This is a genomic window from Bacillus cereus group sp. MG20 (assembly GCF_040459885.1).
In the GTDB taxonomy this organism is placed as follows: domain Bacteria; phylum Bacillota; class Bacilli; order Bacillales; family Bacillaceae_G; genus Bacillus_A; species Bacillus_A cereus.
In genome coordinates, this window is the sequence record NZ_JARVHF010000001.1 from 1,549,887 (window position 1) to 1,575,706 (window position 25,820).

Genomic DNA, 25,820 nt, shown 5'->3' on the forward strand with positions numbered 1-25,820 from the left:
ATATGTATTAGCTCGCTTTTTTCTCTTGATCATAAATATTAATTCCAGCTTGATGTAACATCCATTCAATATGAACACCATATCCTGATGTTGGATCATTTACAAATACATGTGTAACAGCACCAATTACTTTTCCATTTTGTACAATTGGACTTCCACTCATTCCTTGTACGATACCGCCCGTTTTCGCTAATAGACGTTTATCTGTTACTTTTATTACCATACCCTTTGTAGCTGGGAATTTTTGCTGCACTGTACTAACGACTTCAATATCAAACGCTTCTACTTTATCTTGATCAATAACTGTTAATATTTTTGCCGGTCCTTCTTTTACTTGATGAGATAATGCGATAGGCATTGCTTTATCCATTATACCGTTTTTCATATTCGTATTTAATTTTCCAAAAATACCATATGGACTATTAATTGTAATATTGCCAATCACTTCACGATCTGGTGAAAATCTTGCTAATTTCTCGCCTGGATTCCCATGACTGCCTCTTTCAATTGATGTAACTGTCGAGCGCATAATTTGTCCATCTTCGACTTGAATCGGCTTTTTTGTATCATTATCAGAAATAACATGACCAAGCGCCCCATATTTCATAGAATCCGGATGAACAAATGTCATCGTTCCAATTCCAGCTGCCGAATCACGGATATACAAACCAATTCGATAAGACGATTCACCATTGTCTTTTTGCGGCGTTAGCTTCGTGCGAATATATTTTCCATCTCTTAACAATACAAGATTAAGCGGTTCACCTGTTTCTCCACTATTATGAATAAACGGTGCTACATCACTCATTCTTTCAATGGTTTTACCATTAATTTCAGTAATCATATCTCCAATTTGTACACCTGCTGTTTCACCAGGAGATATTTTACCTTTTTCAGTTTGAATTAAATGATGGCCTACAACAAGTACACCTTTTGTATTTAATTTCACACCAATTGATTGTCCACCTGGAATCACTTTAAAATCTTTTAACACTTTCACATTTACTTTTTTCACTGGAAAACCCGCAAGCTGAAATACCATATCAGCTTCACCATTTTGATGAGAATTTACCATAAGTCCTTGTTTTTGTTCATTCGAACTCACTGTAAATACATGACGATTTGTGGATGAAGCTTTGAAAACTGGTAATGATGATATTTCTGATTGTTGTCCTTCAAAAACAACAAGTTGTTTCGGTGATGAAATAAACGTTCGAAGCGGTTTAAAACATCCAATAAAAACTAAAGAAACAAGGAGACAAAGACCTATTATTTTTCGAAATTTTTCTAATTTCAACTTGTTCACTCTCCTCGCTCCTACCCCACATTCAGCCTCTTGGCTTCACTTTTTAATCTCTCCTTGCAGTGCTTTATTTATAACCGGAAGAATTAAGAAATCGTCATTTGAGAAAAAAAGCTATCCATTACTGGATAGCCTCTGCTGTCTGTTTAAAATGATGCGCTTGCGTAAGTAATTCTTTCGCATGCTCCGTCGTTAAATCTGTGATTTCCACACCAGAAATCATTCGAGCTATTTCTGTTACTTTATCCTCCATAGTTAAAACAGTAACTGATGTAATTGTCCGATCATTCGCTACTTGTTTTCGAATAAATAAATGCGAATCTGCCATTGAAGCTACTTGAGGTAAGTGCGTAATGCAAAGCACTTGCGAGTTTACTGATACTCGATAAATTTTTTCAGCAATAGCCTGTGCGACCCGGCCACTTACACCCGTATCCACTTCATCAAAAATAACAGATGCAACCCCTTGATGCTTAGAAAAAATGCTTTTTAAAGCTAAAATGATACGAGATAACTCTCCGCCAGAAGCAACCTTTGAAAGTGGTTTTAGCGGCTCTCCTGGGTTCGTCGAAATATAAAATTCCACATGATCGTAACCATCCGCCGTAAGTCTTACCGGTGCACCTTCCACAAGGGGCTCTTCTGCATTTCCTTCTCTCTTCATAATTCTCACTTCAAATTTCGTTTTTTCCATATATAATTCTTTTAATTCCTGATGGATTGCATTTGTAAGGTGTTCTGCAAGCTCATGACGCATATTACTTAACAACGTTGCTTCTTTCAGAATAACACTTTCTAATTCCTTCAACTGTTTCTTCGTCGTTTCAATATGAACGTCTTTATTTTCAATTGTAAATATTTCTTGTTCAATTTTATCTGCATACGCTAAAATCTCTTCTACAGTATTTCCATATTTTCTCTTTAGCATACGAATTTCATTCAAACGTGTTTCGATTTCATCTAAACGATTTGGATCATATTCCATCATATCGAGCTTTTCTCTCAGTTGATATGCAACCTCTTCTAATAAGTAATAGCTATTTGCAATTGAATCATGATTCTCTTGATACATTTCATCTAAATGTGTAATACTTTCCATTTGTCCCATTGCGCTTCTTACATTATCTAATCCTTGTCCGTCAGCACTCAATGAACGATATGCATCACCTAATGCTTTATAAATCTTTTCAAAATTAGAAATTTGCAATCGTTCCTCAGTTAATTCATTTTCTTCATCCATCTTTAAATCGGCTTTGCGAATTTCTTCATGCTGAAATTGAATTAAATCTAAGCGATGTGCCATCTGTTGTTCATTTTCACTTAACGATTTCAATTGTTTTTTTAATTTTTCATAGTCAGCGTATACGTTTTGATATATGTCTAGTTGTTTAACGATTCGATCCCCATCAAAGTGATCAAGCATAAACAGATGTCGTTCTTCATTCATTAAATCTTGCGTTTCATGCTGTCCATGAATATCAACAAGTGTTTTCCCAATTTCTTTTAATATGCTAAGTGTAACAAGCTTCCCATTTACACGACATACACTCTTCCCGTTCGCAGCAATATCACGCTTTAAAATAATCATGCCATCTTCTATTTCTATATCTAACTCTTCTGCCTTTTCAATACATGGATGCTTATCATCTTCAACATAAAACAGCCCTTCAATCTCAGCCTTTTCTGTTCCATATCGAACAAATTCTGCTGACCCACGGCCACCTACAAGTAAACTAATCGCATCAATAATAATCGATTTTCCGGCCCCTGTTTCACCGCTTAAAACCGTTAAACCTTTTTGAAAAGAAATATTTAATGCTTCAATAATAGCAAAGTTTCTAATCGATAATTCCGATAACAATGCCCCATTCACCTCGTTATAAAATAATCCCTTACTAAAGGATTTTCTCAGTTCTTCATTCAAATAATCATGCTATATATTTGTATGTATATACTCTTCTAACCCGCTTCATTGTACCAAACATTTGTTTTACGGGTCAATCCATCTATTTTCTAACTTTATGCAAACAAAATATTATATTACAATTGAAAAATCATATTTTTGACCAATAAAAATATCTTGTTCACTTCCCACTTTACGATGGAAAGCAAACAAGATTTTTTGTTACAACATATTTAAGAAACGATCAGAGACAACACCTGTATCGTCAGGTGTACGGCAAATAATTAAGCAAGTATCATCACCACAGATGGTTCCGATGATCTCATCCCACTCTAAATGATCAATAAGTGCTCCAAGTGAATGAGCGTTACCAGGCAATGTTTTTAGCACAAGCATATGTCCTGCCGTGTCTAATTTTACAAATGAATCCACTAGATTTCGTTTTAATTTTTGTAACGGGTTAAATCGTTGATCTGCTGGCAAGCTATATTTATAGCGCCCATCATGTAATGGCACCTTCACTAAGTGCAGTTCTTTAATATCGCGCGATACTGTTGCTTGCGTTACATTAAATCCCTCATTACGTAAAATATCAACTAATTCATCTTGTGTTTCAATTTCTTTGTTTGCAATAATTTCCCTGATTTTAATATGGCGCTGACCTTTATTCATACATTTGCACCTCACACTATCTCTTACCATAGTTTAAACATTGGTATACTTCACTTATTTATGTTAACTTATAATTCGTTTCTTGTACACAATTGTTTTTACAATCATTATACAATTACAGCAAAAAGAGGAACAACATATGTTATTCCCCTTTCCCTTTTTGTTTTAGAACGTCATGCGCTTCTGTAACAACTTGCTCTATAGAAATCGGAGAATGATTTTCGCCATTCTCACGTTCACCATGCCATTTCAGATGAATTAAAAATTCAATATTACCATCCCCACCCGTAATTGGTGAGAATGTTAAACCTTCCACATCATAGCCCTCTTTTAAAGCAAACTCGACAATCATCTCTACAACAGCTTCATGTACTTTTCTATCACGAACGATACCCTTTTTCCCAACTTGCTCTCTTCCAGCTTCAAACTGCGGTTTAATTAACGCTGCTACATCTCCGTTAGGCATAAGCATTGTTTTTAAAACTGGCAGTATAAGCTTTAATGATATAAATGAAACATCAATACTTGCAAATTGAGGTAAACCACGTTCTAAGTCTGCTGGTGTCACGTAACGGAAGTTTGTTCGTTCCATTACAACAACACGCTCATCTTGACGTAATTTCCACGCTAGCTGATTGTATCCTACATCTAATGCATAAGATAATTTCGCTCCATTTTGAAGCGCGCAATCTGTAAAGCCACCAGTTGATGAACCAATATCTATCATAACTTTATCTTGTAAATCAAGATGAAATGTCTCTAATGCCTTTTCAAGTTTATAACCACCACGACTTACATACGGCATAACTTGTCCCTTCACCGTAATCTCAGTATCTTGCGAGATTTTCTCTCCTGGCTTATCAAGTCTCATCTCATTTGCATATACGAGTCCGGCCATAATGGCGCGCTTTGCTTTCTCACGCGTTTCTATAAGTCCTCGCTCTACTAATAGTACATCTACTCTTTCTTTTTTTACGCTCATTTGTTACGCCCTTTTTTGTTTTGATGGAATCATTGTATGAATACGGTCTACAACAGCATCTGTCGTTAAACCAATTTCTTCTAATAATTTTGTTACACTTCCGTGCTCTATGAAGCGGTCTGGAATACCCATTCGTTCAACTAATGCACTATGGTAACCATTTTCAGATGCAAATTCAACTACTCCTGTTCCAAAACCACCGATTAAACAAGCTTCTTCAATCGTTAAAATCGGTATATTCTTCCCTAGAAGATCATGTAAATATGCTTCATCCATTGGTTTAATAAAGCGAGCATTCACTACTTTCACTGAAACCCCAGCTTTTTCAAGACGCTCAGCTGCTTCCATTGCCATTGGTATTGTCGTACCAAACGTTAAAATAGCTACTTGTGTACCCTCTTTTAACGTCTCCCACGTACCGATTGGAATCGCCTTTAATTCTTCATCCATATGAACGCCAAGTCCATTACCACGAGCATAACGCAATGCGATTGGTCCATCTTCATATTGCATCGCCGTATAAACTAAATGTTGCCCTTCATTTTCATCTTTCGGCATCATAAGCACCATATTCGGCAAGTGACGTAAGAATGAGATATCAAATACGCCTTGATGCGTTTCACCATCTGCTCCTACTAATCCCGAGCGATCTATTCCGATGAAAACATTTAAATTTTGGCGGCATATATCATGAACAACTTGGTCATATGCTCTTTGTAAAAATGTCGAATAAATTGCTAAGAATGGCTTCATTCCTTGCGTTGCCATACCTGCTGCCATTGTTGTAGCGTGCTGTTCTGCAATACCTACATCAATCATACGATCTGGGAATTCTTTTTGGAATTTCTCAAGTTTTGATCCAACAGGCATTGCAGGTGTAATTGCTACGATACGCTCATCCGCTCTCGCCAGCTTAAGTACTGTTTCACTAACGACAGCACTCCATGCTGGTGCAACTTCTTTTGGCTTAACGAAGTCACCTGATTCAATTTTATAAGGTCCTGTTCCATGCCAAGTTCCAATAACGTCACTCTCAGCCGGTTTATAACCTTTTCCTTTTTTCGTAATAACGTGAACAAGTACTGGGCCTTTTGTTTTCTTTGCATATTGCAACGTTTCGAATAACTTTTCATAATCATGCCCATCGACTGGACCTAAATATGTAAAGCCTAACTCTTCGAAAAAGACACCAGATACTAGTAAATATTTAAGACTATCTTTTATTTTCTCTGCTGTCGCAGCCACTTTCCCGCCAACTGCTGGGATTTTCTTTAATATATACTCTAATTCATCTTTTACCCAGTGATATTTTCCTGCGGTACGTAAACGACCGAGTACATTATGAAGCGCACCAACGTTTGGTGCAATTGACATTTCATTATCATTCAAAATAACAATCATGTCTGTTTTTTCATGTCCAATATGGTTCAATGCCTCTAAGGCCATTCCACCTGTTAAAGCACCATCTCCAATAATTGGTATAACATATTCTTTCGTTTTCTTTAAATCACGTGCCAGAGCCATTCCCATTGCAGCCGATAACGAAGTCGAGCTATGACCAGTTTCCCATACATCATGCTCACTCTCGCAACGTTTCGGGAAACCACATAGACCTTGATATTGCCTTAATGTACCAAACTCTTTCGCGCGTCCAGTTAAAATTTTATGTACATAGGATTGATGTCCTACATCCCATAAAAATTTATCTTGCGGGCTATCAAATAATTTGTGCAGAGCAATTGTGAGTTCTACTACACCTAAATTAGGTGCAATATGTCCACCTGTTTGAGAGAGCTCTTCAATTAAAAACTTACGAATATCCTCACTCAATCCCTCTAGTTCACTGATAGACATATCTTTCAAAAAACTAGGGTTTTGAATTTGCGTTAGATCCACATGGATCACTCACTTTCATTTCATAATCTGTCAACATGTCAAATATTATAAAAAACATTTACACAAAACAAGAAATTCTCTTTTCTATTTTTCGTCTTGTCCCGCTATTAACCAGTCTATTGCGCCTTAATCCTATTATAAACCATATTTCTTTAGGCGATGAAAAAAATAGCCGCTAACACGAAGTGATAACGGCAATGTAATCTACATATATTTTTGCCAATAACAAGAAAAGAAAAACCTTTTCCTACATTTATATCATAAAATGATGAATGACTCAACAAATGAAAACGCTGTTATATTAGTTATTACGTTTTGCAATCAAATCGCAAATAGATAGTAAATATTCATCTTGTAATTGCAAGGAGCTAATTGCACCTTTTGCTTCTGCAATTGTTTCTTCTAAAATATCCTTTGCTCTATCTACAGTAAACAACGTCGTATATGTGCTCTTTTCATTAGAAAGATCGCTACCAATCGGTTTTCCAATCTCTTCTTCGGTGCCTTCGACATCTAAAATATCGTCTCGAATTTGGAAAGCTAGACCGATATATTTAGCAAACGCAAGCAACTTTTCTTCTTGCTCTTCTGTCGCATCAGAAAGTATCGCACCCGCAAGTACAGCAAATTCAAGCAGTTTTCCGGTCTTATGTTTATGGATGTACTCCAATTCATCAATCGTAAGGCGTTTCCCTTCAGCTTCCATATCTGCCACTTGTCCGCCAACCATTCCTTCTGGTCCTGCTGCTTTTGCAAGTTCAAGTACAAGTCTTACTTTTTTTTCTGCAGAAATTTCTTTTTGCTCATATGCCATAATAACTTGAAAAGCATACGTCAATAAGCCATCTCCTGCTAAAACTGCCATCGCTTCACCAAATACTTTGTGATTTGTGGGCTTTCCTCTTCTTAAATCATCATCATCCATACAAGGTAAATCGTCATGAACTAACGAATATGTATGAATCATTTCAAGAGCACAAGCTGCACCTACTCCAAGATTTCTTTCTTTCCCAAACGCTTGTAATGTTGCAAACAAAAGTAACGGGCGGAGACGTTTTCCACCCGCTTCTAAAGAATATGCCATCGCTTCACGAAGTACATTTGGACATTGTAATTCATTTGCATAGCTTACAAGTTTCTCTTCTACGAAAGTTTTACTTTCCTTCAAAAAAGTATCAAAAGCAATCGTCACTATGCTTCATCTCCTAAAGCAGTAAACGGTTCAAGCTCTCCATCTTCCCCAAGAATAACTGCCATTTGTTCTTGTACATTCTTCAACTTCTCATCACAAAGCTTAGATAATTCCATACCCTCTTTAAAATAAGAAATCGCTTCTTCTAAAGGTACGTCACCTTGTTCTAGCTTAGAAACAAGATGCTCAAGTTGCGAAATTGCCTCTTCAAAGCTTAATTTATTTTCCATTATTCAATTCACGCTCCTCTATGCCTGATACGCTACAATCTAGTATTCCATCTTGTAATTGAACTGAAACAGCATCTCCAAGGCTTACATCTTTCACACTTTTTAACACTTGCTTCTCTTCATCATATACAAGCCCGTACCCTCTCATCATTACTTTAAGCGGACTTAACGCTTCAAGTTTTTGAGCAGCTCTTACAAAGGCAAATTCTTTCGTTTGAAGTAACGTTTGCATTTCACGTTGTAATTGCTTTTGCAACGTTTCAACAGCTACCTTCGTTTGAATAATTTTTTGAGATGGGTGGTGCTTCTCTAAATAAAATGAAAGTTGCTTTAACTGATTCACCTTTTTATCAATATAGCGCTCTTTCGCTAAAACAAGCTGTTCTAGCGCTCTATCTAATTGCTCTTCCTTTTGCTCATATACTTGTCTTGGATAACGGAACGCATACGATTTTTGCAACACTTGTAGTTTTTCTTCTTTTTTATGTACTAACTCTTTCATTGCTCTTTGCAATCTCAGAGTTCTTTGTAATACCTTTTCTTGTAACTCTATAATATTAGGTGCTGCTAGCTCAGCTGCTGCAGTCGGTGTTGGCGCGCGTAAATCTGCAACAAAATCTGCGATTGTAAAATCCGTTTCATGGCCTACTGCCGAAATAATAGGAATTTCACTCTTAAAGATTGCTCTTGCAACCATTTCCTCATTGAAAGCCCATAATTCCTCAATAGAACCTCCACCACGACCAACGATTAGTACATCTATCTCTCCCATTTCATTCGCTGTACGAATCGCTTGTACAATCGAGGGAGCCGCTGACTCCCCTTGTACAAGTACCGGAAATACAATAACATTCCCAATTGGATAACGACGTTTAATCGTTGTTATAATATCACGAATCGCTGCTCCTGTTGGCGACGTAATCACACCTATTGTTTTAGCGTAAGGAGGAATTGCTTTTTTATAAACTTGAGAAAAAAGTCCTTCTTCTTCTAAGCGAACTTTTAACTGTTCGTACGCTAAATGTAAATTTCCGACTCCGTCAGGCTGCATGTCTTGAATATAAATTTGATAAGAACCACTCGCCTCGTAAACAGAGATTTTCCCTTTCACGAGTACCTTCATCCCATTTTCAGGTTTGAATTTAATATTACGATTATGACCCGCAAACATAACCGCTGCGATTCTTGCATTTTCATCTTTCAATGTAAAATACATGTGGCCACGGCTATGATTTTTAAAGTTGGAAATTTCACCTTTTAACCAAACAGACTGCAAATGCGGATCATATTCTATTTTTGTTTTTATATAGCGTGTTAACGCTGTAACGGTTAAATATTGCTTCTCCATTTCTCTCTCCTCATAGCCGACTCAAATTATTTACAAACGACACCTGCACGTTTGGCAGATTCAACAGTATTATGAAGAAGCATTGTGATTGTCATTGGACCAACACCCTTTGGCACAGGTGTAATGTAACCCGCAACATCTAACACGTTGTCAAAGTCAACATCACCACAAAGTTTTCCTGTTTCTAAACGGTTAACACCAACGTCAATTACAACCGCTCCTTCTTTAATATAATCCGCTGTTATCATTTTAGGTCGTCCAACAGCTACGATTAAAATATCAGCTAACTTCGATAACTCTTTCATATTTTGCGTCTTAGAATGACAATATGTGACAGTTGCATTTTCATTTAAAAACAATTGCCCCACTGGTTTACCGACAATATTACTTCTTCCAATTACTACTACATGTTTTCCAGAAATATCAAGATTTGTTTCTTTTACTAATTCTACAATACCATGCGGTGTACATGGAAGGAATGTATCTTGTCCCGTCATCATACGTCCCACGCTGATTGGGTGAAATCCGTCTACATCCTTTTCTGGTGAAATTCTTTCAATGATAGCTTTTTCTTCAATATGTTTTGGTAAAGGTAATTGCACTAATATGCCATTAATACGGTCATCGCCATTTAAGCGATCGATTTCAGCAAGCAAACGTTCCTCAGTAATTGTTTCAGGAAGTTCAATTAGCTCTGAGTAAATCCCTACTTGTTCACAGCCTTTTTCTTTTCCTTTCACATAAGAACGAGATGCTGGATCTTCTCCAACTAAAATAACTGCTAATCCTGGTACAATACCTTGCTCTTTCAACTTCACAACTTCTTCTGTTAATTGTGCTCGTTTTTTCTCCGCAACTTCATTTCCTTTGATGATTACTGCTACCATTTTAAGATTCCCCCTTAAAGAATTTACAGTGTATCTTTTATATTAGATAAAACGCCGTTAATAAAACGACGAGATTCCTCATCCCCAAATGTTTTGGCAATTTCAATTGCTTCGTTAATTGTTACGTTGTGTGGAATTTCTTCCATGTATTTCATTTCATACACAGCTACACGTAAAATACTGCGATCAACAATGCTAATACGCTCAAGCTTCCACTTTTTTAAGTTTTGACGAATCGCTTCATCGATTGCTTCTTTATTTTCTACAAAACCTACTACAAGTGACTCTAGAAACTCATTTGTTTCTTCGCCTTCATCTAGCGTGTTTTCCACTGCTACTTTCGGTTCTAATTCACCTGTAATATCCATTTGGTATAATGCTTGCATTGCTCTTTCTCTAGCCGTCCTACGTTTCATTGTAACTCTCCTTTATGCTTCAAGTCTTTCCTTATACTTTGTTATATTATTATAATTTATAAGCCGTCAATTCACTTACTCTTACAGTTTTCATTGATTTTCCAACCTTATAATACAATGATAATAACACAATTTATCGTTTCACACACGGGTTACAAGGCTGAAAAATAATAAAAAGATTAACTTCAAGTTCCATATCTTATCACAATGTACGTTTTTTGGAAAAACGACACATTTTCTTGTTTATTTCTTATTTTTTGAAATAGTATAATAATTAGAGGTTTGTAATTTGTGAAGAAATGAAACGATAAAAAAGATGCCTATGTTACTAGGCACCTTTTCATTCTTACACTGGTTCGATTTCTGTTTTTTGTGTTTCGAATGTTACGCCAACGATGTGAACATTCACTTCTTTTGGCTCAAGTCCTGTCATCGTAAAGAGTGCTTGGCGAATATTGTCTTGAATCTTTTGTGCAACAACTGGAATTGCTACACCAAAATACATTACAACATAAAGGTCAACGATAATATCTTCGTTTGCTAATTCAACCTTTACACCTTTACCATGATTTTTCTTACCTAACTTCTCAACAACATCTGTAGCAAAATTACCGCGCATTGCCGCTACACCTTCTACTTCAGCAGCTGCAATACCTGCAATTACTTCAATTACTTCTGGTGCAATTTCTACTTTACCAAGAGTTGTATCTTGACCCATATCTAACATATGTTCAGCCATGAAAAAAACCTCCTTTAATGTATCACTGCGTCACAAGTTCATGCTCTTCCAAAAATTTCGTATTAAACTCACCTTTTACAAAATCAGGATGATCTAGCAATTGCAAATGGAACGGGATTGTTGTATGTACGCCTTCAATGACAAATTCACTAAGTGCGCGCTTCATTTTTGCAATTGCCTCTTCACGTGTTTTTCCGTGAACAATTAATTTAGCAACCATCGAATCATAGAAAGGTGGGATTGAATATCCCGGATATACAGCTGAATCGACGCGAATACCAAATCCTCCTGGTGGTAAGTACATTTCTACTTTACCTGGAGATGGCATAAATTTTTTGGCAGGGTTTTCCGCATTAATTCGACATTCAATTGCCCAACCATTAAATTGTACTTCTTCTTGCTGTAACGATAACTTTTCTCCTGAAGCAACAAGAATTTGTTCTTTAATTAAGTCCATTCCCGTTACCATTTCAGTAACCGGATGCTCAACCTGAATTCTCGTATTCATCTCCATGAAATAAAAGGTTTTCGTTTTATATTCATAAATAAACTCAACCGTACCAGCACCTGTATAATCAACCGCTACCGCCGCTTTAACTGCCGCTTCACCCATCTGCTTGCGAATATCTTCATCAAGTGCAGGTGATGGACTTTCTTCTAATAGTTTTTGCAAACGGCGCTGAATTGTACAATCACGCTCTCCTAAATGAATGGCATTTCCGTGTGTATCTGCCATTATTTGAATCTCAACATGGCGGAAATCTTCAACGTACTTTTCTAAGTATACACCAGGGTTCCCAAAAGCGGTACTAGCTTCTTGCTGTGTAATTTGAATTCCTTTTATAAGCTCTTCTTCATGGCGTGCAACACGAATACCTTTTCCGCCGCCACCTGCAGTCGCTTTAATAATAACTGGATATCCAATTTGATTAGCAAGCTCGATCGCTTCTTCGGTATTTTTAATAATTCCTTGTGAACCTGGTACAATCGGAACCCCTGCTTCTTTCATTGTATCACGAGCAACGTCTTTTGTGCCCATCTTTGAAATAGCTTCTGGACTTGGACCAATAAAAATCAAGTTACATTCACGGCATAACTCTGCGAAATCTGCATTCTCTGCTAAAAATCCGTATCCCGGATGAATAGCATCGCAGCCTGTTAACTTCGCAACGCTAATAATATTCGTCAAATTTAAATAGCTTTCTTTCGAAATCGTTGGTCCTACACAATACGCCTCGTCTGCAATCTGTACGTGAAGTGACTCTTTATCTGCTTCTGAATAAATTGCAACTGTTTCAATATCCATTTCTTTACAAGCACGAATAATTCGTACAGCAATTTCCCCACGATTGGCTATTAATACTTTTTTTATCATCACAAAGACTCCCTTATTACGCTTTTACAAGAAATAGCGGTTGTCCATACTCAACAAGCTGTCCGTTATTAACAAGAATTTCAACAATTTCACCCTCTACATCAGCATCAATTTCGTTAAATAACTTCATAGCCTCGACAATACATACGATAGAATCTTTCGATACTCTATCCCCAACACTTACATATGGAGGTGTATCAGGTGAAGAAGAAGAATAGAATGTACCTACCATCGGTGATGTGATTTTATGTAGGTTTTCATCTTGAACAGTTTTATTTTCTTCTTGTTTTGGCGCTTCTGCTTGTGCTGCTGCTACTGTCGTTTCAACTTCAACAGGCGCTACTGGTTGCATAGCTTGTTTTGCTGCAGGTGCTTGCACAGCAACAACTTCATTACCACGCTTTTTCATTTTGATTGTTGTACCGTCTTTTTTGTATTCAAATTCATCAATATTAGAGCTATCAATTAATTTAATTAATTCACGAACTTCTTGAATTTTAAACATGTAAAATCCACTCCCATACTCTTGTTTGTCCCGTTTTTACAGATTCTCGTCACGAAAACTAGATTGACTGTAAAAATACGATGTATTCTATTAGAAAATATATTTCATTAACTAATAGAAATATTTACTATTTCCATCTTACGATAAATTTTTTAAACATTCCAATTTATATTTCTTTATAATAAATCGAAACTCCTGTAAAAATATTATTCCAATAAAAATTTAATACCTAGTAATAATACCAAGTTTCACATGAAATTGGCAAGACCACTTCTTAAAAAACATTCACTACTTTAGCAAAACGTTACACAGCAAACATGCCATTCCCTCTCCACTCTTCACTACACCTATAGTCAATAACATATTTTTACCAAATATTATTTTTTTGTTTACACGCCGTTCATCATTCCTTCATATAAGAATAGTATGTTCAAAGTGTAGAAAATATATTGTGTCGAGGTGTGGAAATATGATATGGCTCATTCTCTTTTTACCTGCTGTAATCGTTTGGGCATGTGTTCTTTGCATCCACGTCAAATCCGGAAAAAGTAATCATCAGTACCATGAACCATTAATCTTTTACTCGCAACGTGTTTCTCCATTCCGAGTTGAACATAGTAAAAATAACTACAAAGACGAAATAGAAAAAAGCTATCGAAAATGATAGCTTTTTTCTATTCACACGTTTACTTACATACTCTATTTTACTATTTGCATACCCTTGGCTTAGTAAAAGATAATAATCCGCAGGGAAATCCCTGCGGATTAAAGTTTCACTTATTTCGCTGGTGGATCAAATTTCACACCTACATCTTTTGATCCGCCTTCACTTCTTACAAGTTGAATAATTTTATTTGCTTCTTTCTGTGAATGTTTTGCCGCTTTAACCGTTACTCTAATGTCAGTACCATCAGCTCTTACAAGAGCATCTGGATATCCTCCTTGAGATTTAATTACTGTCTCAAGTAATTCTTGCTTCGTTTCCATTGTCGTAATGGCATCAAAATTTTCTTTTGCTTTATTCTTTTCTGTTGCTGAAGCTTTTGTTGAACTCATCACTTCTTGTAATTTTGCTTTCGCTTCACTACGCTGATCTTCCATTTGCATACGTAAAGCTGTGAAATTCTCATCACTTGATTGAACTGATACATTGCCCTCTTTTTTACTTGTTTCTTTTTTTGCATTTTCTTTTTTGTCTGTTTCTTTATTTGTTGTTTCCTTACTTGTATTTTCTTTTTTCGGAGTTTCTTTAGGCGCTTCGTTTGTTACTGCTTTATCAGTACCTTGTTTTTCTTGTCCAATCTTTTCACCTGTTGCCGGCGATGCTGTATTCATTTTGTCAGGAGTTGTCACGTAATACACAGATAGTACAACAACTAAACTTAACATCGTTAATAACCAAACTGTTTGTTTTTTTAACACTTTATTTCCTCCCTATCAATTTTTCGGTGAAACTGAAACGCGATGGGCCGGTACATCTAGCAGCCTTATCACAGCTTCTTTTACCATTGCTTTAACTTGTATATTATCCACTCCCTTTGCTACGACAAGAACACCACGTACTTTCGGCTTCTCTGTTCGTAAAACAACAGGAGTTTCCTTATCCCCTTCACGTATAATGACAGTCTTTTCATCAAGAGACTCGTCCTCTACTTCTCTCTTACCGCCTGTTTTATCTGTTTCACCTGTTGTTTGTGAGCGTTTCACTGTATTTTTTTCTAAAATTTTTTCTTCAGATGAATCTAAATTCACTTTAATCGTTACGTCTTTTACTCCTGCTATTTCTTCTAAAGCAGTTTTTAATTCTTGTTCATACGCTTTTTCATATTTTTCTACATTTGACATACTATCATTACTTTTTTGTCCGAAAGTTGGTACGTCTTTTTCTTGATTTTGAGTTTTTTGTTCTTTAAATACAGGTACTTCTTCTTTTTTACTTGAAAAGAGACTACTAGAAAACATAAGCAAAATTCCAAGTATGAGTAGGACAAGTAAAAACTTAGGTGTTACCTTTTTACCCTTCTCGTTGCTTTCTTTTTGATCCCCATTCAATAAGTTTCGAAAAAATGAGAACTTCGAATTTTTATCTTTATTGTCCATTTACTCTACCTGTCCTCCCTTCCATTTGAACTTGGATTTGTTTACCCTCTAGTTGCCACCTGCTTGAAAAGAAATCTTTCATTTCTACATTCGTTTCTTCCACTTTTTTTGGCGGCTCTTTCGTGTTAATTTCAATTGGCTTTACTGTTTCGATTGCATCATTTTTACTACGTTCTTTTTCTTTCAACGTCACAACAACAGATTGAATATCTTTCGCTGACTTTACTTCTTCTGTATTTTCTGCTGCGACTATTTGTATTTCAGAGACAGTCATACCATACTTTTTCTCAAACTCTTTTCCTACTTCTTTTTTCATTTTGGTAGCCATCTCTTCTAAACTATATGCACGTGTTAGAGCTTGTATTTCTTTTTTCTTCGAATCTATTGAATTTTTTACAGATCCTTCTGCTACGTACTTTTCTTCATTAAAATTTGCAATTACTTCATTTACATCTGTCTGCAATAGTTTAAAAAGGGGCGTTAAAATTAATACGACTAACAAAAGACTTACAACGAATTTAACGTATTTTTGCAAATTCGAATTTGGAAGAATAAGATGAAGCATTGTTGCTAAGAGCAAAAAAACGATAATATTTCTGATCCACTCTGTAACAAATTGCATACTCTTCACCTCCTACCGCATCATAAGTGTAATATTCCCCGCAGCAATAATAATTGTAATACTTAAAAAGAACATAAATGATACGATAGCTAAGCAAGCAAATACGTAAATGATGCTTCGTCCAATAATGTCTAAACATTGAATAATTGCTCCGCCGCCAACCGGTTGCAATACTGCTGCTGCGAATTTATAAATAAATGCAATACAGAAAATTTGAATCGCTGGAAAAGCAACAATTAAGCATAAAATGACGAGCCCAATAATTCCGACTGTGTTTTTCAATAATCCTGATGCGCTAATAACAGTATCTGCCGCTTCTGTAAACATCCTTCCAACTACTGGAATGAAGTTTCCTGTTACAAATTTAGCAGTTTTCACAGCTATTCCATCAGCAACAGCTGTTGCTGTCCCTTGTACAGATAATACTCCTAAAAAAATTGTTAAAAAGACACCGATAATCCCTACGCTAACGTTTTGCAGAAGCTTGGATAATTTCGTCACTTTATATTGATCACTCATTGTACTTACAATACTTAATATCGTTGCCAGTAATAAAAGTGGTAGAACGATATAATTCATAAGAAGCCCACTCGTATTCATTAAGAAAATGATAACCGGATGAAAAAATGATACAGATACAACCCCGCCCCCAGTTGCTATAAGCGCCAGCAAAATTGGCAATAACGCTAATATGAAATCTACCATTGTTTGTATCGTTTCTCTTGCATATGTCATAACGACATAAAAACTATTTAAAGCAAAAATAATAAGTACCATATACACAACAGCATCAGCAATTTTACTTACGCTACTTTTTGAAAAAGCGGATTGCAGTGATTGCAACAATGCACTAAAGATTGTGAGCATAATAAGTGTGCCAAGCAGTTTTCCATTAGCAGCAAGCTCATGAAATAAATATTTTAATAACCCTATCATCCACTCTTTTAGAGAGAATTCTTTTTCTCCCTTTACAAACTCCATAAAGCTCCCTTTTTGACTCTCTGGCAAATAGCCTCCATATTTTGTAACAAGCCCGTCCCAAAATTGCTTCACATCTTCAATTCCGAGCTTATCCAATTGTTGATCAACGACGTTTGTTTCTACAGGAGAAGCTTGTACAACAACCGGTAAAGAAAAGAAAAGGAAGCAAGCAAATAGCAGCTTAGCTCCAAACCTCCTCAACATTCACTCCCCCTTATCCCGTCGGTAAAAATCCGAGAATAGTTTCAATTACAACCGTCAAAATAGGAATCGCCATAACGAGAATTAAGATTTTCCCAGCAAGTTCAATTTTCGAAGCGATGGCACCTTGACCAGCATCTTTTGTAATTTGGGCTCCAAACTCAGCAATATAAGCAATTCCAATAATCTTTAGTAACGTTTCCACGTAGACGTTACTAACCTTCGCTTCACTTGCTACTCTCTCAATCATTTGTAAAATAGAATGAATTTGATCGATTAAAATAAGAAACATCACGCTACCTACGAACACAATAAATAAAGATGTAATACTAGATTTATGCTGATTCAAAACAGCAGCTAAAAACGTAGCAACGAGGCCTAATCCGACAATTTGTATAATTTCGATTCGAACCGCCTCCTTTACTGGAAGAGAAAGACACTTTTAATCTTGTCAAATAGCGTGTTAATTAAAAATGCAACATGAAATAAAATGACGACAAAACCGACAAGGATAACCCAATTTGCAATATCCTCCCGCTTTAATTCTTTTAGTACAGTATGAATGAAAGCTAAAACAATGCCGATTCCGGCGATTTGAAATATTAATCCAACATCAATGGACATCGCCTTTCTCCCCCCTATAGCAGTAAAATTACAATAAGTAGCCCTGCTAGTACCCCTAAGCTCTTAATCATTTTTTCGTATTGCAGTTGTAGCGCTTTCGCTTCTCCTTCTTCTCTCTCCAAATGTGTAATACATAAGCGAATATGTTTTTGTTGTGATTCACGATCATGTTGCCCGAGCGTTTCACCAAATTGCTGCAGTATTTCATACTCAGTTTGTTGAAATGCGGTTAACTTCCAGTTCTCTTTCAAACTATCTATCCACGCTTCTCTTACTGTTTGTTCCCCGCTTTGTAGTCTTCTGGCGAAACTTTGAAATATCCAATTTAATGGCTTTGGCATTTGTTTAACTAATCGCTCGGCAGCCTCAGATAAAGGTGTGTGTCCATACATAATTTCTGCTTCTAATGATTGAAGTGCTGATTTTAATAATCTAAGTTGCCTCGGCCTCTCACTATATCTTTTAGCGTATGAAAACCCGAAAAAGGTGCTGACCGCAACGATTAACACTGCACCGAATATTTTCACCATACGCCCTCAGCCTTTCTACTTGATAGCACTGGTTTTCCATATTTATCTTTCACCTGCATAACCGTTCCTGGACCCCTCGCTTTTGACAACTCCACAAACCTATCAAATATACCAAGCTCTAGCACTGCCTTTAGCGATGGACGTCTCACAACATCCTCATAGGAAAATCCGTGTGCACTTATAAAAAGCTGAACACCTGCATGCACTGCCTCCATAATTGCTTCACTATCTTCTTTACGGCCAATTTCATCTACGATCAAAATATCAGGACTCATAGAACGAATCATCATCATCATTCCTTCTGCCTTTGGACACGCGTCTAACACATCGACTCGGGTACCAAAATCATATTGCGGGATCCCTTTCACACAGCCAGCAATTTCTGACCGTTCATCAACGATCCCCACTTTACAAGAAGGAATTTCCGAAGCACTTACTCCTTGACTCATGCAACGAGCTACATCTCTTAAAAGTGTCGTTTTTCCCGTTTGCGGAGGGCCAATTACCATCGTGTTTAACCATCTTTTTTCATACAAATATGGCAAAAGAGGTTCAGCAATCCCTATTTTTTGACGAGCAATACGAATATTAAAGGAAGAGACATCACGAATCATTTTCACTGCGCTTTTTTCTGTAATGACTTTTCCCGCTAATCCGATTCTATGCCCCCCGCGAAGTGTCACATACCCACGTTTTAATTCCTCTTCCATCGTATAAATTGAGAATTGACTTAACTTATTCAGTAAGTAAATAGCATCCTCTGCAGTAGTGATATAGTCATAAAAAAACACCTTTCCGTGTGCAATACACTCTAGCGGTCTTCCAATTCGAACACGAATTTCCTCTAAAGCATCGTATTGCTTACATTCTTCAATTAAATACTTCATCGTTTTTGGTAAAACTTCTAATACCTCTTTCATCGGCTTCTCCCCACTATACTCGACTTACTATTTCAGTAATGCGATAAAAATACAGCAAATTCCAAGCGCTAGAAAAAAGAGCTTCAAGAAAGAAATTTCACTTGCTACACTCGCTATCCCAATTGTCATTGTTAAAATTAATACGGTAGGTCCAACAAACGCTAACATACCATTTATAAACAACGCTTTCTTCGCATCATTCACATAAAGCATAAGCAAAGCAGCAAATATCTCCGCACTACCTGAAAATAATCGAAGTGCTCCCATAACAAGCACGGATGTTTCCATTGCCGCTAGCCACTGTTTCATTCTTCCACCTTCTCCCGTAACAGTTACTAACTTCGTATTCTTAAAAAGAATATATTTGTACAACCATATGCAGAGGTTGTCTATTTCAGAAGTAAAAACATAATTTTTCTCTAAAGCCCGAATTAGAATCTGAATATTCATATTATTTTATGGTATATTATGGTACATTTAGTTTAAAAGGGGTATAAACCATGCAGCACGTTACTTTATTACCACTCGATTTACGCTATACAAATGTGATTTTCGAGCTATCAAGTGATCCACATATAAAAAATGCATTAGGGATAACGGTAGAAAACATCGAAGACACAAAAGCATTTCTTCTTTTCGCAATAGAAGAAGAACATCAAAAGAAATCCTTATCGAGAATGATTGTGAATGAAGAGAATGAAATAATTGGCCTCACCACACTTAAACATATTAATGATGAGAAGAAGCAATCTCACATTGGTAGTTGGCTCGGCTATCCGTACTGGGGAAAAGGCTATAACGAGGCTGCTAAAAAAGAAATCTTTAAAATCGCCTTTTTAGACTTACAACTTTCCTACGTATTTGCTGGTGCTAAACGAATAATACCCGCTCGTTAAAAGCACAAGAAAAACTACCTTATATTTCATTGCATATGGAAAACAAGTTTCCAGACGAATACGCTGCACTAGAGAAAGAAGTAAAGTCAACTTGCTCTTTGCATGTCGTGTCACGTGAAAATTTTTTAAACTGGTTGAGATTACAGAATGAGGGGGAAAAATATGAAGACATTGAAAATTAGTTTAACCGTTGTAGTAGAATTAGCTCTTATTTATCTTTTTTCCTTATTGGTCGGTTGGTCATTTATAGAGACATTTTTCCTTGGTAGTTTAGCAATATTTGCAATTATGTGGTTAATTATTATGAGTAACCATAGAAATAACATTACAGATCACGCAATAAGTAAAACATTAACTGGTGTTGAGACTGGCGAAATAAAACCATTTCAAATTATTTTGACTCCATCTATTATGGGTACTCTTTCACTTGTTTTAGTCAGTTTTATTATAACAGCTATTTACTATCTACCCTATTTCCTATAAAAAAAGCACTCGTGAATTATCACGAGTGCTTTTCTACTATGCACGAGAAACGTATTTACCTTCACCAGTGTTGATGATAAGCATTTCGCCTTCGTTAATGAAGATTGGTACTTGTACAACAAGACCAGTTTCTAATGTAGCTGGTTTTGTTACGTTAGAAGCAGTATCACCTTTAATACCAGGCTCTGTTTCTGACACTTTTAATTCAACTGTATTCGGAAGTTCAACACCAAGTACTTCGCCTTGGTAAGTCATGATTGCTACTTCCATGTTTTCTTTTAGGAATTTAAGCTCGCGCTCGATTTGGTTTTCACCAAGCTCGATTTGCTCATAAGTTCCGTTATCCATAAATACGTGAGCCTCACCACTTGCGTATAAGTATTGCATACGACGGTTTTCGATGTGTGCTTTTTCTACTTTCTCACCTGCACGGAATGTTTTCTCCTGAACAGATCCTGTGCGAATGTTACGTAGTTTAGAACGAACGAATGCAGCACCTTTACCTGGCTTTACGTGTTGGAAATCAAGTACTTGCCAAAGGGCATTGTCCACTGAAATTGTTAAACCTGTACGAAAATCGTTTACTGAAATCATGTAAAAAAATCCTCCTGTGTATTACAAAATAATAAGTTCTTTTGGTGATTTCGTAATTACTTCATTACCTTCACTTGTCACAATGATATCATCTTCAATACGTACGCCGCCAATACCTGGAATATAAATACCTGGTTCTACTGTTACAGCCATACCGGGTTCAAGTACTGTATCAGAACGGAACGCTAAACCTGGTGCTTCATGGATTTCAAGACCTATTCCATGACCAGTAGAGTGTCCAAAGTATTCACCATATCCTTTTTCCGTTATGTAATCACGCGTTAGCGCATCAGCCTCGCGACCTGTTAAACCAGCTTTAATACCGTTCACACCACGTAGTTGTGCTTCTAAAACGATATTATAAATTTCTTTTAATTTATCAGATGGTTCACCGACTGCAATCGTACGAGTAATATCAGAGCAATATCCTTTGTAATAAGCGCCGAAGTCTAATGTAACGAAATCTCCTGTTTCTATCACTTTTTCAGATGCCACGCCGTGCGGTAATGCCGAACGAAGACCTGAAGCAACGATAATATCAAACGAAGAAGATGTTGCTCCTTGTTTTCTCATGAAAAATTCAAGTTCATTTGACACTTCAATTTCAGATACTCCCGGGCGAATGAATGATAGAATATGCTCAAAGGCAGCATCTGCAATCTGTGCAGCTTCCTTTAATATCTTAATCTCTGAATCAGTCTTTATCAAGCGTAACTTTTCTACAAGTCCAGAAGTTGGGATAAATTCAGCATCAATCGCTTCCTTATGCGCTGAATAAGAACTATATGTAAGAGTATCTTGCTCAAAACCAAGCTTTTGAATTCCAAGCTCTTTCACTTGCTTTGCCACTTCATCAATGATTAATCCTGCGTGCTGTACAATCTCATATCCAACCGCTTGTTTACTTGCCTGCTCGACGTAACGGAAATCTGTAATAAATTGCGCACGATCTTTTGAAATAAGAACTACACCTGCTGTTCCTGTGAAGTTAGCCATATATCTACGACTATGTTCATTTGTTAACAAAATACCGTCAATGCCAGCCTCACCAAATGCACTTCGTAATCTTTCAATTTTCTCCATTACTTTATGCCTCCCTCAATTTCTCCATTAATGCAAATAACGCTAACTTATAGCCATAAAAACCAAATCCAACAATTTGTCCTGCACAAACAGCTGCCGTCACAGATTCGTGACGGAACGATTCACGCTGATGAATGTTAGAAATATGTACTTCAATAACAGGAATCGAAATGCTCGCAATGGCATCACGAATCGCATAGCTATAATGCGTAAATGCTCCCGGATTTAAAATGATCCCTTCATATATATCTTCCGCTTCATGAATAATGTCGATAATGGCACCTTCATGATTCGATTGGAAACATTCTAACTCCACTCCCATTGTTTCCGCTTCTTGCTTCATATCTGCTTCAAGTGTCGCTAGCGTGCCCTTTCCATATACATTTACCTCACGAACACCGAGGCGATTTAGGTTAGGACCGTTTACGAGGAGTAACTTTTTCATATTCTTAAAACTCCTTAATATTAAATATCTATACAATATTTTAACATAGGAGTTACTTATTTGAATAGTTCGTCTTCTCTTGCCCTTCTTGCTCTACTTTATTGCTATTTACTGCGTAAGAAACAGAATATGCTATAAACACACCATACAATATAAAAATACATATTGTCGTTACAATTGTCTCTTTTGGTAAATGGAGCGCACTTTTAATAACAGGAGCCATTAAACCCATCCCCAAAAACAGTAATGCCCACCAAAATAATCCATAAATAATTCCCGCAATAATCCCTTCAAACTTCGCAAAAAATGCTTTATACAAAAAGGCAATCAAAATTGAAAGAAGTCCCATACAAACTATTCCTGACACATTCCCCCATACACCTTCCTTCCAACTTCCAAACGCAAATGGTAAAAGGAAATAATTCGGTCCCGCCTCCGTGAATGAAAATATATGAAGGAAATACCATATCCCGCCCCAAAAGATTCCACCAAACAAACCGATTTGTACAAAATTCCTTGTTCCTAATTGTTCTTGACTCACATCGACACCTCCGCTCAATAGTATGCCCGAAACTATTTTGAAGCATGTTTAAATCCTGCGAAATTTGTCTATAAAAAGAATAAGAAATGTCCGACTCTCATAACATTTTCCCTTGTCATCTACTTGTATTTGCCGATAAAATAAAGGAAACTCGGTGATTGTCTTATTTCAAAACGACAGAACCCAGTATGACAATTGCCTCTTTTTCTACATAAGAGAGAAACAAATACAGGTTGGTGTTAACATGGCAGAAGAGTCAAAACAAATATATGGCGGGCAAGCGGTCATAGAAGGAGTTATGTTTGGCGGTAGAGAATATACTGTTACAGCGGTTCGTCGTAAAGATAAATCGATTGAATTTTATCGATTACCACGCGTTCGTAATAAAGTATTATCTATCCTAAAAAAAATTCCATTTTTACGAGGTATTGCCGCTATTGTGGATGCAAGTGCGAATGGAGCAAAGCATTTAAACTTCGCTTCAGAACGATTTGACGTCCACCCAGAAGATGATGAACAAATTGCAAATAAAAAAGAAGAACAATCAAAATTAACGATGGTATTAGGAGTTGCAGCTGTTGGCGTTTTATCTTTCATATTCGGTAAAGTCATCTTCACAGCAGTTCCTGCACTATTAGCTGAATTAACGAGACCGATTTTCCCATCTCATACTGGGCAAATCATTGTCGAAAGTGTCATTAAGCTCATGCTATTATTGAGCTATATATACTTTATTTCTTTAACCCCACTTATTAAGCGGGTATTTCAGTATCACGGTGCAGAGCATAAGGTAATCAATGCTTATGAGAATAACCTTCCTCTGACTGTAGAAAACGTTCAAAAGCAAACTCGCCTCCATTATAGATGCGGCAGTAGCTTTATTATATTTACAGTCATTATTGGAATGTTCGTTTATTTCCTAGTCCCTACAGATCCTCTTTGGGCACGAGTTATAAACCGAATTTTATTAATTCCAGTTGTACTTGGTATTTCTTTTGAAGTATTGCAATTTACAAATCGATTAAGAGATATTCCCGTATTACGCGTACTTGGATATCCTGGGTTATGGCTACAACTATTAACAACGAAAGAACCAACAGATGACCAAGTGGAAGTAGCAATTGCATCGTTTGAAGAATTATTACGTTTAGAGAACAAACAATAATTATTTAAAAATGGTGTTCAACTCCTTTCCTCATCGTTAATATACTAATTTTAATATACGTTTTTAGGAGGTGTCCCTTATGAACGGTCGTTCGTTTACTTTCGCTATATTTGTGCTTATTATTGGATTGGCAATATTCGGCCTTGTTTCATCTGTTATTACAAATCCCATGGGTGTATTAAGAAATATCGGGTACATGTTACTTGTTGTCGGTATCTTTTACTTACTATACAAGATGTTTACAAATTCCAGTGGTTCCGCAAATTCGCAAAGCTCATATAAGCGTGCGGCAAAACAATCGAACCGCAAACATGGGAAACAAAATGTAGCACCCCTAGGCAATTCTTTCTTTAAGTCAAATACTTCTAATGACAAAAGTAAAAAAGGGAATTCTTCCACTTTGAAACGAAAAAGAAAACAGTCTCATTTAACTGTCATTGAAGGAAAAAAAAGTAAAAAGAAAGACCGTGCTTCCTTTTAGGAAATACGGTCTTTTTTTATACTTTGAAGCACTTCTTTTAAACTTTTCTCTCTCATACTTTCAATTCGAAGATGATGATTTTTAAATGGTAAATTCCGTGTCACATCATTAGGTACAACAACGCACGTTAATCCCGCTGCAACTGCTGCTCTCAATCCATTTAATGAATCTTCAAATACAACAGCTTCAGATGGCTTAATTCCTAATTCTTCTATTGCAACTCGATAAAGAGCTGGATCTGGTTTTACCTTCTCAACATCTTCTCTCGTTTTAATTACTTCAAAATATTCTCGAATCTGTAGCTCTTCTAAAAAATGAATAACCCATTCTCTAGACGAACTAGAAGCTAGTGCGATTTTTAATCCCATTTCTTTCGCTTCTTCTAAATATTCTTTTACCCCGTCACGAGCTTCTGGTATTTTCATTTTCTCTTTATGTAAAGTTGCCACTTTTTCTTTTAATACACTTTTGTTAAACTTCTCTTTTAATTGATCATTTAAATATGCATAAAGTACCTCATCTGTTGTTCCAATGCATTTCGCAAATTCCTCTAAAGGTAGTTCCCCGCCGTATTCACGAACAGCATCTCTGAAAGAGTGAAACCATATCGTTTCTGTGTCCACAATTAATCCATCAAAATCAAAAATAATTGCTTTCATAATTCTCCCATCCTTTTCGAATTGAAATAAAAAAGGAAACGCCATCC

General features: G+C 36.5%; 31 protein-coding genes and 1 pseudogene. 5 read left to right on the forward strand and 27 right to left on the reverse strand.

Going from position 1 to position 25,820, the window contains the following annotated elements; translation table 11 throughout:
• Window positions 1–7: 7 nt before the first annotated feature.
• The 13 genes from spoIVB to accB form a co-directional block, all read right to left on the reverse strand.
• The gene (spoIVB, locus tag QCI81_RS07840; RefSeq protein ID WP_002000940.1) at window positions 8–1,306 is read right to left on the reverse strand and encodes a SpoIVB peptidase; all 1,299 of its coding nucleotides are present in this window, start codon (window positions 1,304–1,306) and stop codon (window positions 8–10) included.
• Between the two features lie 118 nt (window positions 1,307–1,424).
• Window positions 1,425–3,164: a DNA repair protein RecN gene (gene recN, locus QCI81_RS07845; RefSeq protein ID WP_000947734.1), complete on the reverse strand. Its 1,740-nt coding sequence runs from the start codon at window positions 3,162–3,164 to the stop codon at window positions 1,425–1,427.
• Window positions 3,165–3,428: 264 nt separating this feature from the next.
• Window positions 3,429–3,878 (reverse strand): arginine repressor ArgR, encoded by a 450-nt coding sequence (gene argR, locus QCI81_RS07850; protein ID WP_001032580.1) that lies wholly within the window; start codon window positions 3,876–3,878, stop codon window positions 3,429–3,431.
• Between the two features lie 142 nt (window positions 3,879–4,020).
• Window positions 4,021–4,860, reverse strand: coding sequence for a TlyA family RNA methyltransferase (locus QCI81_RS07855; RefSeq protein ID WP_000111874.1), 840 nt, complete (start codon window positions 4,858–4,860; stop codon window positions 4,021–4,023).
• A 3-nt stretch (window positions 4,861–4,863) separates the two neighbouring features.
• Window positions 4,864–6,756, reverse strand: a complete 1,893-nt coding sequence (gene dxs, locus QCI81_RS07860) for a 1-deoxy-D-xylulose-5-phosphate synthase (protein WP_071729677.1) — start codon at window positions 6,754–6,756, stop codon at window positions 4,864–4,866.
• A gap of 301 nt (window positions 6,757–7,057) precedes the next feature.
• A complete protein-coding gene (gene ispA / locus QCI81_RS07865; protein WP_071729675.1) occupies window positions 7,058–7,948 on the reverse strand; it encodes a (2E,6E)-farnesyl diphosphate synthase in 891 nt (296 codons plus the stop codon).
• The gene (gene xseB / locus QCI81_RS07870) at window positions 7,948–8,178 is read right to left on the reverse strand and encodes an exodeoxyribonuclease VII small subunit (protein ID WP_000428423.1); all 231 of its coding nucleotides are present in this window, start codon (window positions 8,176–8,178) and stop codon (window positions 7,948–7,950) included. Before xseB ends, ispA begins: the two co-directional genes overlap by 1 nt.
• Window positions 8,168–9,526, reverse strand: a complete 1,359-nt coding sequence (gene xseA, locus QCI81_RS07875) for an exodeoxyribonuclease VII large subunit (RefSeq protein WP_000415244.1) — start codon at window positions 9,524–9,526, stop codon at window positions 8,168–8,170. The genes xseB and xseA overlap by 11 nt, the downstream gene beginning before the upstream one ends.
• Before the next feature lie 26 nt (window positions 9,527–9,552).
• Window positions 9,553–10,413 (reverse strand): bifunctional methylenetetrahydrofolate dehydrogenase/methenyltetrahydrofolate cyclohydrolase FolD, encoded by an 861-nt coding sequence (gene folD / locus QCI81_RS07880; RefSeq protein WP_000226732.1) that lies wholly within the window; start codon window positions 10,411–10,413, stop codon window positions 9,553–9,555.
• Between the two features lie 23 nt (window positions 10,414–10,436).
• Window positions 10,437–10,829, reverse strand: a complete 393-nt coding sequence (nusB, locus tag QCI81_RS07885; RefSeq protein ID WP_000830247.1) for a N utilization substance protein NusB — start codon at window positions 10,827–10,829, stop codon at window positions 10,437–10,439.
• Between the two features lie 346 nt (window positions 10,830–11,175).
• Window positions 11,176–11,568, reverse strand: a complete 393-nt coding sequence (locus QCI81_RS07890; protein WP_000807630.1) for an Asp23/Gls24 family envelope stress response protein — start codon at window positions 11,566–11,568, stop codon at window positions 11,176–11,178.
• A gap of 22 nt (window positions 11,569–11,590) precedes the next feature.
• Window positions 11,591–12,943 (reverse strand): acetyl-CoA carboxylase biotin carboxylase subunit, encoded by a 1,353-nt coding sequence (accC, locus tag QCI81_RS07895; protein ID WP_000592870.1) that lies wholly within the window; start codon window positions 12,941–12,943, stop codon window positions 11,591–11,593.
• A gap of 16 nt (window positions 12,944–12,959) precedes the next feature.
• On the reverse strand, window positions 12,960–13,448 hold the full coding sequence (gene accB, locus QCI81_RS07900; protein ID WP_000472864.1) for an acetyl-CoA carboxylase biotin carboxyl carrier protein: 489 nt from the start codon (window positions 13,446–13,448) through the stop codon (window positions 12,960–12,962).
• A gap of 469 nt (window positions 13,449–13,917) precedes the next feature.
• Between accB and QCI81_RS07905 the strand changes: the two genes are divergently transcribed.
• Window positions 13,918–14,112, forward strand: coding sequence for a hypothetical protein (locus QCI81_RS07905; RefSeq protein ID WP_002000935.1), 195 nt, complete (start codon window positions 13,918–13,920; stop codon window positions 14,110–14,112).
• A gap of 113 nt (window positions 14,113–14,225) precedes the next feature.
• On the opposite strand, the gene QCI81_RS07910 is transcribed toward QCI81_RS07905, so the two are convergent.
• The 9 genes from QCI81_RS07910 to QCI81_RS07950 are packed head-to-tail and all read right to left on the reverse strand — an operon-like array spanning window position 14,226 to window position 19,735.
• Window positions 14,226–14,870 carry a SpoIIIAH-like family protein gene (locus tag QCI81_RS07910; RefSeq protein WP_065485172.1) on the reverse strand — a complete coding sequence of 215 codons (645 nt, stop codon included), beginning with the start codon at window positions 14,868–14,870 and terminating at the stop codon, window positions 14,226–14,228.
• 15 nt (window positions 14,871–14,885) lie between these two features.
• Window positions 14,886–15,548 carry a stage III sporulation protein AG gene (spoIIIAG, locus tag QCI81_RS07915; protein WP_000368890.1) on the reverse strand — a complete coding sequence of 221 codons (663 nt, stop codon included), beginning with the start codon at window positions 15,546–15,548 and terminating at the stop codon, window positions 14,886–14,888.
• A complete protein-coding gene (gene spoIIIAF, locus QCI81_RS07920; RefSeq protein ID WP_001161037.1) occupies window positions 15,538–16,170 on the reverse strand; it encodes a stage III sporulation protein AF in 633 nt (210 codons plus the stop codon). The genes spoIIIAG and spoIIIAF overlap by 11 nt, the downstream gene beginning before the upstream one ends.
• 12 nt (window positions 16,171–16,182) lie before the next feature.
• The gene (gene spoIIIAE / locus QCI81_RS07925; protein ID WP_000946113.1) at window positions 16,183–17,355 is read right to left on the reverse strand and encodes a stage III sporulation protein AE; all 1,173 of its coding nucleotides are present in this window, start codon (window positions 17,353–17,355) and stop codon (window positions 16,183–16,185) included.
• A 10-nt stretch (window positions 17,356–17,365) separates the two neighbouring features.
• Window positions 17,366–17,749, reverse strand: a complete 384-nt coding sequence (spoIIIAD, locus tag QCI81_RS07930; protein ID WP_077393170.1) for a stage III sporulation protein AD — start codon at window positions 17,747–17,749, stop codon at window positions 17,366–17,368.
• Window positions 17,750–17,772: 23 nt separating this feature from the next.
• A complete protein-coding gene (gene spoIIIAC / locus QCI81_RS07935; RefSeq protein WP_000020914.1) occupies window positions 17,773–17,976 on the reverse strand; it encodes a stage III sporulation protein AC in 204 nt (67 codons plus the stop codon).
• 14 nt (window positions 17,977–17,990) lie between these two features.
• Entirely contained in the window at window positions 17,991–18,506 is a 516-nt protein-coding gene (gene spoIIIAB, locus QCI81_RS07940; protein ID WP_000238703.1) for a stage III sporulation protein SpoIIIAB, read from the reverse strand.
• The gene (spoIIIAA, locus tag QCI81_RS07945; protein ID WP_000665907.1) at window positions 18,500–19,426 is read right to left on the reverse strand and encodes a stage III sporulation protein AA; all 927 of its coding nucleotides are present in this window, start codon (window positions 19,424–19,426) and stop codon (window positions 18,500–18,502) included. The genes spoIIIAB and spoIIIAA overlap by 7 nt, the downstream gene beginning before the upstream one ends.
• A gap of 27 nt (window positions 19,427–19,453) precedes the next feature.
• Window positions 19,454–19,735 (reverse strand): YqhV family protein, encoded by a 282-nt coding sequence (locus QCI81_RS07950; protein ID WP_000816050.1) that lies wholly within the window; start codon window positions 19,733–19,735, stop codon window positions 19,454–19,456.
• A gap of 191 nt (window positions 19,736–19,926) precedes the next feature.
• Here QCI81_RS07950 and QCI81_RS07955 point away from each other — a divergent pair.
• Window positions 19,927–20,504 (forward strand): annotated as a pseudogene (locus QCI81_RS07955) (GNAT family N-acetyltransferase).
• Window positions 20,485–20,805: a hypothetical protein gene (locus QCI81_RS07960; RefSeq protein ID WP_071729671.1), complete on the forward strand. Its 321-nt coding sequence runs from the start codon at window positions 20,485–20,487 to the stop codon at window positions 20,803–20,805. Before QCI81_RS07955 ends, QCI81_RS07960 begins: the two are co-directional and overlap by 20 nt.
• 36 nt (window positions 20,806–20,841) lie before the next feature.
• Here the strand turns inward: QCI81_RS07960 and efp are convergent, their stop codons facing one another.
• The 4 genes from efp to QCI81_RS07980 are packed head-to-tail and all read right to left on the reverse strand — an operon-like array spanning window position 20,842 to window position 23,468.
• Window positions 20,842–21,399: an elongation factor P gene (gene efp, locus QCI81_RS07965; RefSeq protein ID WP_016080316.1), complete on the reverse strand. Its 558-nt coding sequence runs from the start codon at window positions 21,397–21,399 to the stop codon at window positions 20,842–20,844.
• 21 nt (window positions 21,400–21,420) lie between these two features.
• The gene (gene pepQ, locus QCI81_RS07970; RefSeq protein WP_000411057.1) at window positions 21,421–22,482 is read right to left on the reverse strand and encodes a Xaa-Pro dipeptidase; all 1,062 of its coding nucleotides are present in this window, start codon (window positions 22,480–22,482) and stop codon (window positions 21,421–21,423) included.
• Between the two features lie 4 nt (window positions 22,483–22,486).
• On the reverse strand, window positions 22,487–22,927 hold the full coding sequence (gene aroQ / locus QCI81_RS07975) for a type II 3-dehydroquinate dehydratase (RefSeq protein ID WP_000735140.1): 441 nt from the start codon (window positions 22,925–22,927) through the stop codon (window positions 22,487–22,489).
• Window positions 22,928–22,979: 52 nt separating this feature from the next.
• Window positions 22,980–23,468: a YqhR family membrane protein gene (locus tag QCI81_RS07980; protein WP_000076885.1), complete on the reverse strand. Its 489-nt coding sequence runs from the start codon at window positions 23,466–23,468 to the stop codon at window positions 22,980–22,982.
• 244 nt (window positions 23,469–23,712) lie between these two features.
• Between QCI81_RS07980 and QCI81_RS07985 the strand changes: the two genes are divergently transcribed.
• Together QCI81_RS07985 and QCI81_RS07990 are read left to right on the forward strand one after the other, a co-directional pair.
• The gene (locus QCI81_RS07985; protein WP_000807120.1) at window positions 23,713–24,633 is read left to right on the forward strand and encodes a DUF1385 domain-containing protein; all 921 of its coding nucleotides are present in this window, start codon (window positions 23,713–23,715) and stop codon (window positions 24,631–24,633) included.
• A 79-nt stretch (window positions 24,634–24,712) separates the two neighbouring features.
• Complete coding sequence (locus QCI81_RS07990) at window positions 24,713–25,114, forward strand: SA1362 family protein (protein ID WP_001014463.1); 402 nt, start codon at window positions 24,713–24,715, stop codon at window positions 25,112–25,114.
• Here the strand turns inward: QCI81_RS07990 and QCI81_RS07995 are convergent.
• Window positions 25,111–25,773 (reverse strand): HAD family hydrolase, encoded by a 663-nt coding sequence (locus QCI81_RS07995; protein ID WP_053565474.1) that lies wholly within the window; start codon window positions 25,771–25,773, stop codon window positions 25,111–25,113. The genes QCI81_RS07990 and QCI81_RS07995 overlap by 4 nt on opposite strands.
• Window positions 25,774–25,820: the final 47 nt, after the last annotated feature.